Annotated in this window: 10 protein-coding genes; 6 read left to right on the forward strand and 4 right to left on the reverse strand. The window is 62.2% G+C overall.

Annotation, left to right across the window (positions count from 1 at the left end; genetic code table 11):
- Positions 1–272: 272 nt before the first annotated feature.
- Positions 273–1,868: a 3'-5' exonuclease gene (locus BMX16_RS16630; protein ID WP_245731725.1), complete on the reverse strand. Its 1,596-nt coding sequence runs from the start codon at positions 1,866–1,868 to the stop codon at positions 273–275.
- Between the two features lie 11 nt (positions 1,869–1,879).
- A complete protein-coding gene (locus tag BMX16_RS16635) occupies positions 1,880–2,830 on the reverse strand; it encodes a hypothetical protein (RefSeq protein ID WP_245731727.1) in 951 nt (316 codons plus the stop codon).
- Positions 2,831–3,507: 677 nt separating this feature from the next.
- Between BMX16_RS16635 and BMX16_RS16645 the strand changes: the two genes are divergently transcribed.
- Positions 3,508–4,107: a hypothetical protein gene (locus BMX16_RS16645; protein ID WP_089905842.1), complete on the forward strand. Its 600-nt coding sequence runs from the start codon at positions 3,508–3,510 to the stop codon at positions 4,105–4,107.
- 25 nt (positions 4,108–4,132) lie between these two features.
- Here BMX16_RS16645 and BMX16_RS16650 read toward each other — a convergent pair whose 3' ends face one another.
- Complete coding sequence (locus BMX16_RS16650; RefSeq protein WP_089905844.1) at positions 4,133–5,398, reverse strand: tyrosine-type recombinase/integrase; 1,266 nt, start codon at positions 5,396–5,398, stop codon at positions 4,133–4,135.
- 583 nt (positions 5,399–5,981) lie between these two features.
- On the opposite strand from BMX16_RS16650, the gene BMX16_RS16655 reads away from it, so the two are divergent.
- From BMX16_RS16655 to BMX16_RS16675, 5 genes are read left to right on the forward strand one after another with little or no spacing between them, the layout of a single operon-like run.
- Positions 5,982–6,239: a helix-turn-helix transcriptional regulator gene (locus BMX16_RS16655; RefSeq protein WP_089905846.1), complete on the forward strand. Its 258-nt coding sequence runs from the start codon at positions 5,982–5,984 to the stop codon at positions 6,237–6,239.
- The gene (locus tag BMX16_RS16660) at positions 6,239–6,481 is read left to right on the forward strand and encodes a hypothetical protein (protein WP_089905847.1); all 243 of its coding nucleotides are present in this window, start codon (positions 6,239–6,241) and stop codon (positions 6,479–6,481) included. Before BMX16_RS16655 ends, BMX16_RS16660 begins: the two co-directional genes overlap by 1 nt.
- Positions 6,478–6,873 carry a VRR-NUC domain-containing protein gene (locus tag BMX16_RS16665; protein ID WP_089905849.1) on the forward strand — a complete coding sequence of 132 codons (396 nt, stop codon included), beginning with the start codon at positions 6,478–6,480 and terminating at the stop codon, positions 6,871–6,873. Before BMX16_RS16660 ends, BMX16_RS16665 begins: the two co-directional genes overlap by 4 nt.
- On the forward strand, positions 6,870–7,862 hold the full coding sequence (locus BMX16_RS16670) for a helix-turn-helix domain-containing protein (RefSeq protein WP_089905851.1): 993 nt from the start codon (positions 6,870–6,872) through the stop codon (positions 7,860–7,862). Before BMX16_RS16665 ends, BMX16_RS16670 begins: the two co-directional genes overlap by 4 nt.
- Entirely contained in the window at positions 7,859–8,521 is a 663-nt protein-coding gene (locus BMX16_RS16675) for a hypothetical protein (protein WP_089905853.1), read from the forward strand. The genes BMX16_RS16670 and BMX16_RS16675 overlap by 4 nt, the downstream gene beginning before the upstream one ends.
- Positions 8,522–8,675: 154 nt before the next feature.
- On the opposite strand, the gene BMX16_RS16680 is transcribed toward BMX16_RS16675, so the two are convergent.
- Positions 8,676–8,990: transposase domain-containing protein (locus BMX16_RS16680; protein ID WP_143058085.1), on the reverse strand; the 315-nt coding region annotated here is incomplete at its 5' end.

The raw sequence follows: 8,990 nt of genomic DNA on the forward strand, positions 1-8,990 counted from the left end.
TTTGGTTGCGGGAGTAGGATTTGAACCTACGACCTTCAGGTTATGAGCCAAAACCCCCGCGATTCCAATAACTTAGGTATTTCAACGACTTGCGCGCCAAGCCTTTGATCCGGCGCAATTTTCACCCTAGCATCCATCGACTTTCGCGCGGATTGAACTGCAAAGCTGGACCGAAACGTGCAGTCGCAGGTTGATGTGGCGTTGATGTAGCCGTTTTTCCAGTCTGCCGGATCATGATCGGAACTGCCCGCATCGCAGCCAGTCCCAATTCGTTATGCAGCACGACGCTGGAGGACCACGCGATAGCTATAGGGTGCGATTTCCTCGACCATGACCGTGTCCCCTGCCCGTGCGCCGTGCCGCGCAAAGAACTCCCTGATCCAGCCGCGCTTGCGGAAAAACCGCTTTGCCCCATCCAGATCGGTAATGACGACGGTTCCACCACCCCAGTCGACGGCAATTTCGCGCTGGGCGGCAGATGCGCGGTTCGATCCGCCGATCGCATCAGCCGGGAACTTCTCGAAAAAGCCCCGCAGATAGATGTGGTCGTTGTCGATGTTGCCCTGCGTGATCTCGGTCGTCCCGATGGCACGTGCAGCATTCCGGAGTGTCTGGAGATCTGGCACAGTCGGAGCGGCCACAGGTGCTTCGGCCAAGATGACAGTGTCATTGTCATCCTCGATCAAGTCGAAATCGTCGTCAATTTCTACCGGGCTTGGCCGAAGCGGCTTCTGCAGCCTGACCGGCTGGTGACCTTCGGCACGCAAGACCACTTCAGCGGCGGCACGAGCATCCTCGCCCGCATCGTGGTGGTCGAACTCAAGCCCGAGATGCTGCTTGAGGCTGGCAAGACCATGCCCGCCATTTCCACGCAACTCAGGCCAGGCAGCACGCGCAACATGAACGCTGTCGCACCACTCCCACTGCGGGATGTTCAGGCCGGAGTTGCTGCAGGCGGCCGCAACTGCGCTGCGATCAAAGCCGGAATGCTGATAGACGACGTGGCCTGCCAGCGCGTCCTGCAGCACCGGCAGCACTTCAGCAAAGGTCGGGGCGCCCTTTACCGTCCTGGCGCTGATCCCATGCAAGTACGTGAAGACCCAGCGGTCAACCTGCGGATCGACGTAAGTCATCCACGTCTCGATGGAATTGTCGGGACGTACGCAGGCCACGCCGATCTGGCAAATGCTGCCCCGGTCATTGTTGGCTGTCTCGACATCCAGCGCGAAGAAGCGGAAGGGCCCCTCCGGAAAGGGCGTCACACGTGTCTCGCTGATTGGCGCAGGCTGCCGCAAAATCGGGGGAACAGGACTGGTGGCCGCGCCGAAGAACCGCTGGCGCTGCCGTTCGATGGCGGCCAGTTCCTGTGCTCCCCATCCAAGACGCCGCAAAGTGGCGTCAACGAGGTCGGCGGGCTCATCATAGGTCTGCATCCTGCGCCGGTTCCAGGCAATGGCGTGCTCGGGTGCCATCGCGAGGACCTCAGCTTCCAGCCGCGCGATGTCCGCGGTATCCGGCAAAGCAAGCCAGACCGCGCGGCAATGATCGACGACGAACTCGTTGCGCAACTTCTTGGCGAGGTCACCATCGACCTTGGTTGTCGCATCCTTCCGTTCACGCCACATCCGGCCGGTGTTGTACATCTGCGAGAAGTAATGGCTCATGCCTTCCGATCCGGTGCGATGGCGCTGGTGGATCCGCTCATAGAAGGTCTGATCCGTGGAACTGGTCGATCCGATGTAGCGAAGATCGCCATGGTGATCGACCAGTCCATAGAGGCCACGCGCATCCCGCGGCGCATGTACCGTCGGCTGCGGGGAAGATTCGAGGAGCGCAGAGAGCAGGTCTTCGGGGATAAAACGCATCATTGAACTCCGGATCACTGTGAAAACAGCTGGCGGCGCTCGACGCGCTTCCAGTCGCGGCCGGAGACGATGCCCCAGTTCCCCGCATCATTCGGGCGGCGCCAGCGCGGCGTTGCCATCTTCTGCAAAGCTCCGAGTGCTTCTTCAAAGGTCGGATGCGACACTTCCTCTCCCTTGGCCCCGATCATGAACTTGCCACCACGGGCAAGGCCGGGGTGGAAGAAGCTGCCGTCCGCTGCCACCGGAACGAACACGACATTATCGACAAAGTCGTTGCTAGCGGCTTCTGGCTCGATTTCGTCATGCTGCTGCCAGATGGAGGCAAAGAACTCCTTGCGTCCCTTGAGCCATGCGGCTGCACTGGCGGCCGTCACGCGCTGGCCGACCTTTTCCAGCCCGCTGTCGTTGCTGGAGAGGATGTTCCGGATCCGCCCTTCCGTCACGCCGCCGAACAGTGCGAGCGACTGGAGATCAACATCGCCTTCCCCGTGATCGATGGCATAGCGCGACAAAGCGAGCTGGGAAACAAGATGAATGACCCCCTGCGGATTGGGCTGAGCGAGCTGGCAAAAGTCGTCAATCTCGGTCGCAAGTGATGCAATCCACTCGCTACGCTCGGCCAAAGGAATCTCGGGACTGGTGATACCGTAAAAGCCATACAGTGCAGCATGGTCCAGCAGCTTGTCCGCTTCCCACCACTGTGTCGTCAGCGGCAAGTATTCGTCAAAGGCTTCCTCCCACGTAGTCCCTTCGATATCGGGACCAGGCAGCATCTTGAGGAGATGCGGCGCGACCTCTTCCCTGCCGAGAATCTTTTCGATGACGCGGAAATGCCTCTCAAGGATCTCGAGAAGTTCCTTCCCGTAGTCCCAGTTGACGTTGCCGTATCCAGTCATTTCGCGATTAATCCACGACTGGTGGCGGTCCTCGACAGTCATTGCGTCGGGCGAGATGGGCATGTTCATGTTTAATTCCTTCAAGCGTGGAGGCGGCGGATAGCGGCACGGAGGTTGTGGCGCGCGCGATGATCAGAGGGCGTGGAAGCCGCGATCAGGAACCCCCTCTCAAAACGAAGGGCGTAATGACGACCACGCGGCTCGATTCCAAGCAGTGACACGCCCTCGGCGCGGCACATCTGCTGGTATTCCCTAACGACCTTACGCATGCGGCTAACTCCGTGAAATGACACTTGTTGAATCATGTATATCGGCCAGCCATACTTGAGTCAAGATCGTTATTTCACGTCTAACGTATTTTGCCGCCGGCAATCTCAAGACTGTCTAAGCGCCCACGCACTATGGAGAAAATGATTTTATTTCAGATTTTGCGCGCTTCTGCCGGGCACAGACCCTTCGCTATAGCCAACAGTTGGCACATTCACACCCGCTCTGGAGCTTATCCACAGCAACATTTTCGTCCCCCTATTGCTCCGAATCGAGCGCCCGTGCAGGTTGCATGGGTGGGGAGAGCAGTCCTCAACCAAAAGCAAAACAGGTCTATCGGAAAAGCAGTCTCGGCGGCTGAAGGCGCGACAGCGCCTCTTATGCCGTTGTATCCGGTCACTTACCCCGCGCCATCGAGGCGCGGGCTGCAGGCGGTTTGAGTACAGATCATCCTCGGTTCATTTGAGGATGTTACAGACATGGCTTTGCCGCCCCGCGTTTACTTCACCCTTCACGAAGCCTCTGCGCGCTGGGGCTGCAACATCGCAGATATCGCGGGGTGGGCGGATGCTGGCAAATTCCGCATCCTGACCGGCATCAGCGCCATACGCTGCGGCGATGAAATCGTCGGGGGCAAGGTGGTCCTGTCGCCCATGGAACTTATGCCCCTCTTCCGCCGGTGCGGCACGGGCCCAACCGAAGGGATCATGCGGCGGATCCAGATGCTGAACCGGCCAGAGTGGCTGCTGATCACCGATCCAGTTGGCGGCATCGTGGTGGCAGTGGCCGACATGATGATCCGCGCCGAAGAGGTGCACGCCTTCGAGGACGAGCACGAAATGGGTCGTCGTGTGGCGGCCGGGCCCGGGGCTTCAACCTCCTACGATTGGGAAGGGATGAACATCGCGCTGATCCTGCGCATTTTCGATCACGGCCTGCCCGACACCCAAGCCGACCTCGTTGCCGAAATGCAGGAGTGGTTCTCCGACCGCTCGGAGGGCAAGAAGATGCCCGACAGCCGGAGCATCCGGCGGCGGATCACGCCGATATGGAGGGCACTGCGACGAGAGGAAGCGTGATGATCAGGGTCCGGGCTGGCCCGGATCATGCGGTCTTGCGGCCGCCCTGATCGTCGGCATCGTGGACCAGCCCAGGCTTGGGCCGGAAGGCACTGGCGACGGCATCGACCCCGGCGCGCAGGGGCGAGTCCATCAGGTGGGCATAGCGCAGCGTGGTCTGCATCTGGCTGTGGCCCAGCAGTTTGCCGATCATTTCCAGCGAGGCCCCGCCGCTGACCAGCAAAGATGCAAAGGTATGGCGCAGATCGTGGATGTGGACTTCCTGCAGCCCACACTCCTTCTGGATCTGCGCCCAGAACCGCCGCACCTCCTGCACCGGCTGGCCGGGCGTGTCGCTGGGGAACAGCCACGGCGTGCCACGCGGCACAGACAATTGGCGCTGGCGCACGATGGTGGCGGTTTCGTCCGAGATCGGCACACGGTGCACCCGGCGTTGCTTGGTCATCGCCGGTGGCTTTGACCAGCTCATGTGTTCAAGGTTGAACTGTTCGAACCGCGCCTGCCGCACCTCGCCCAAACGGGCGCCAGTCAACATGCACATGCGGATGATGTCTGCGGCGCGGCGGTCTTCGGCGGCATCGAGGGCGGCGGCGAGGCTGGTGATCTCGTCCTTCGACAGGAACCGCTCTCGTGCTGTTTCAATCCGGCGATGGAAGCGCTGGGCGGGATTGTCCTCGCACCAGCCCCACTCGACCGCCAATGTGAACATCTTGCGCAGCACCTCCCCGATACGGTTGGCGCGCACCGGCGTGGGCTTTGCGGGCTGCAGCTTCTTGGCCCGGTTGTTGGGCTTTTCCTTGTGCGGCCGGGGCCGACCCTCGGCCACCTTGTTCAGAAGCTTGTCGACGTCGGTTGAGGTGATTTCCGTCACCAGCTTCCGGCCCCAGACCGGAGCCACCATCTTGGCCAGTGCGGACTTCTGGTCGGATGCGTTGCGCTCGGCCAGTTTCGGCAGGTGCTGGGCGCAGTAGCGTTCGATCAGATCGTCCACACGCGGTGCTTCACGCAACGCCCCCCGCTGGGCCAAGGGGTCAGCCCCAGCATCAATCTCGCGGCGGATTTCCTTGGCGCGCTCGCGTGCCGCCGACACCGACCATTCCGGCCAGCGCCCGAAGGTCATCCGGCGCTGCCGCCCGGCATGGCGATAATCGAGGGTGAAAGCCCGACCGCCGCCGCGGTAGATGCAGGCGGCAAACCCGCGCACCTCCGTGTCGAAGATCTGGTAGTCGCGCCCCACAACGGGCTCAGCCTCGCGGAGGACTTTCTCGGTCAGCTTGATGCGTTCGGGCATGCGTTGGTTCCTTCTTGCATCCGACATGAGGCGTGGTTCCGCCGCACTATCAAGGCAAGCATGGCAGTTCGGGTGGCGGGAAGGCGCAGGGTGGCGGAAAGGTCGCCTTCCTCGCGCCACCCCTTGTTTCATTGAGGATTTATCGCTGACGGGACCGATGATCGGCGCGCGTGATCCTGCCTGTCAGCCTCTTCCGCGCCCGACATGGCGCTCGCCACGCCGGAATCGGCGCTATAAACCATGCCGGTCCAGTAAATCTCCAAGCAAATCAATGGGTGGCAGGGGTGCCGTGCCGGATGCCACCCCCTCTTTGCCCGCCAATGCCGCCCAAACACCTGTAAATCACGGTGTTCGCATCTGTTTGCGGCTTTGGCGTCCGTTTGACCCTCCGGCATCGGTGGCTTGGCCTGACACACTCCACGCCGCCAGGCGCAGAAAACCCAATAAAACAAGGGGTGGCGCGAGGGGGCGTTCCTTTGCGCCACCCTGCGCCTTCCCGCCACCCCTTCGGCCCTGCGCTCACTGGTCTCTGCAAACGCCCCCCGACGCACGCCGTCAAAGAGGCCCGAACAGGGAGACCCCAATGCCCCGCCTTGGATCAATGCCAGACCCGAAGGACAAACCGCGCACACTGCTGGTCGGCTGGATCAGTCGTCTTGATCTCGCCGTGGAACTCGGCCTGTCGATTGACACGCTGCGCCGCTGGGAGGCTCAGCGCACCGGTCCCGCCTGCGTTCGCGCCGGGCGCAAGGTCTATTACCGTCGCGCTGCCGTCGAGGAATGGCTGGAAGAGCAGGAGCAAGCCGCCCCACGCCGTCGTCGTGCCGGAGGGCGCCGGTGATGCATCTGCACCCCCGCAATTCCGACTGGCCAGCAGACCGTGTCGCCGAGGCCCGCGCCGTCATCGCTGATGTCACCCATCAAAGCGACCATCTGATCCGGCTCGCCTGCAATGTCCTGGCGACCCATGGCGACACTGCGGTCGAGCGGAAGGATGCCCGTCTCTTGTTGCTCGTGGTCGATGCACGGCAACCGATCCGCCAAACCCAACGCAGGGATCAGCACGAGAGGTTGGCACGATGAACCGTCGCAGCACCCCCGAAGCCGACGCCCAGCGCGCCATCGTCAGCGCGTTGCGGTTCGCCCTGCCCCGCGAGGCCATCGTGCATCATTGCGCCAACGAAGTGACCGAGGCCGGGCCGCGTGGCGCACGACGCCAGGCAATCCTGGTCGGCATGGGTGTCCATCCCGGCTTTGCCGACCTGATTGTGATCTCCGGCGGCCGCGTGTTGTTCCTCGAGGTCAAAAGCCATACCGGCCGCTTGCGCAAATCGCAGGAGGTCTTCCGCGACACCGTCGTCACGCAGGGCTTCGGTTGGGCGCTGGTGCGCAATGTCGATGACGCGCTGGGCGCCCTGGCAGACAATGGCTTCACCAGCCGCGTGCAAATCCCGGCACGGAGGGTCGCGCCATGAGCCACAAGGCCACCCTCTGGGCCATCGAACAGCGCGGGTTGAAACCCACGACGAAGATCGTGCTCTGGCACCTCTGCGACCGCTTCAACCCTGATTTCGGCTGCTTCCCTTCGCAGGCCCGGCTTGCAGCGGATTGTGAGATCAGCCGGTCCACCCTGAATGATCACCTCGACCGCCTGGAGGACGCAAAGCTGCTGCGCCGGGTGCCGCGCGTCGATCCCGTGACCAAGCGGCAGATGCCGACACGCTACATCTTGGGATTTGAGGATAACCGCGTACCACATGATCCCGAGCGATGTCCGGATTCCGGACATGGAAGCTTGGGTTCCGGCGATGACTGTTCCACCTCTGGCACCGACAATCCTGCCGACCCGTGTCCGGAAGCTGGACATGGAAATCCACCCAAAGCCGTGTCCGGTTTTTGCCCTGACCCGTGTCCGGAAAATGCCGAAAGCCGTGTCCGAAATCCGGACACTAACCTTGTAAGAGAACCTTTAAGTAAACCTATAAAGGAGGAGGAGGGCGCGCAAGCCTGCGCGGCGATCTCTGATCAGTTCTTTGGGGAAGTGCTGGCAGCGCTGGGCCTCGATGCCGCTGCCTTGCCCGGCTGGTGGCAAGGCTGGCCGCCACGGCTGCACGTCCAGCGCTGGCGCAATGTGCTGGGGCTGACCGAGGCTGAAATCGTGGTGGTGGCCGAGGCGTCCCGCCTGGAACACCCCGAACCGCCGGATGGGCCGAAGGCGCTCGATCGCGCCATGCAGCGTGCTGTCCAGCGCAAAGCCGAGGCAGCCGGGCAGAAACGGCGCAAGCGCAAATCCGAAACGGCACCCGCTGCAAAGCCGATCATCGACCTGCCCGCGTTCTACGCCAAGATGGTCAACGCCGACGGTTTCCTGCCGGTCAGCGCGATCAGCAACACCATGCGCGATGCCATGCTGGGCCGAGGCCTCGTGACACCGGAACGCCTGCGCGAGCGGGGGATCCGATGACCATCCAGCGACGCATCCCCCAAAGAGGCAGTGCCAAAGTAAAGCGAACGCTGGGCGTGCAGGGCGCTTTGGAATGGGCGTTCCGGGTGGAGCAGGCCCAACTGGAACTGCCGCCACCTAAGGACGTGGTCGAAGAAGGCTTCGGCTTCGGCCTGGAATATGTTTTGCTGCAGCGTGCCTTGCTGGGCTGCAAGGTTGACGGCGGGCAGCACAAGATGGGCAGTTACACCCACCCCGACGCCGAGGTGATCGCGGCCGCAGTCGCCGGGATGCCCGACAGCCTCGGCGGCATCCGCATGGCGATCCAGGTGGCCGAACTGGCGCGGGCTGGCATGACCCCGGACTGGATGCCGGGCGTCGTGCCACGCTGCGTTCCGCTGGAAACCAAAAACAACCAGCATGGCGAGCGGGCAAAGACCATCGTCGTCGGTGCCGAACGGGTCAAAACACGCGGCAAGTGGCGCACGGTCGACTTGCTGGCCTGCCCTGTCACTTGGCGGCCGCATCCCGAGCAGATTGCATCCGCCCGCCGCGGTTATGAAGATTGGTGGCAAGCGCTGGACTGGGTGCGGGATGGGCTGATTGTTGGCAAAATGCTGCGGGAGGTCGATGTATCAACGACGATGCCCCGAATGCGTCCGTGGAAGAGAAGCCAATGACAGTCGTGGCTTCACCTTCATTGCACTGGGCCGTTCAATCCATGCACGTCACGCACATGCCTGATATTCTAACCCGCGCCAGGATCAGGGTGTGCAGCATTTCGGACCTCCACCTCACCCACTTCAAGCGTATCCGTCCGGTTGCGGCGCGGTTTCAGGCCTTTTCGGGCTGCCAGTTCCACGGCATGAGTTCGTCGATGCGATTAATCTTGTGATCAGGCAGGCGCTGGAGGACCCATGTGAGCCACGCTTCGGGGTCGACGTCGTTCATCTTGGCAGTCTCGATGAGCGCGTAGGCGATAGCGGCCGCTTTTCCGCCGCCGATTGACCCCATGAACAGGTAATTCTTGCGGCCGAGGGCGATGGGGCGAATTGACCGCTCGCAGGTGTTGTTGTCGAGTTCGAGGCGGCCGTCGTCGAGATAACCGCGGGCTTTGGGCATGCGGTTCAGGGCATAACGGATGGCTTC

It is taken from the genome of Loktanella fryxellensis (genome assembly GCF_900110065.1).
Lineage (GTDB): Bacteria > Pseudomonadota > Alphaproteobacteria > Rhodobacterales > Rhodobacteraceae > Loktanella > Loktanella fryxellensis.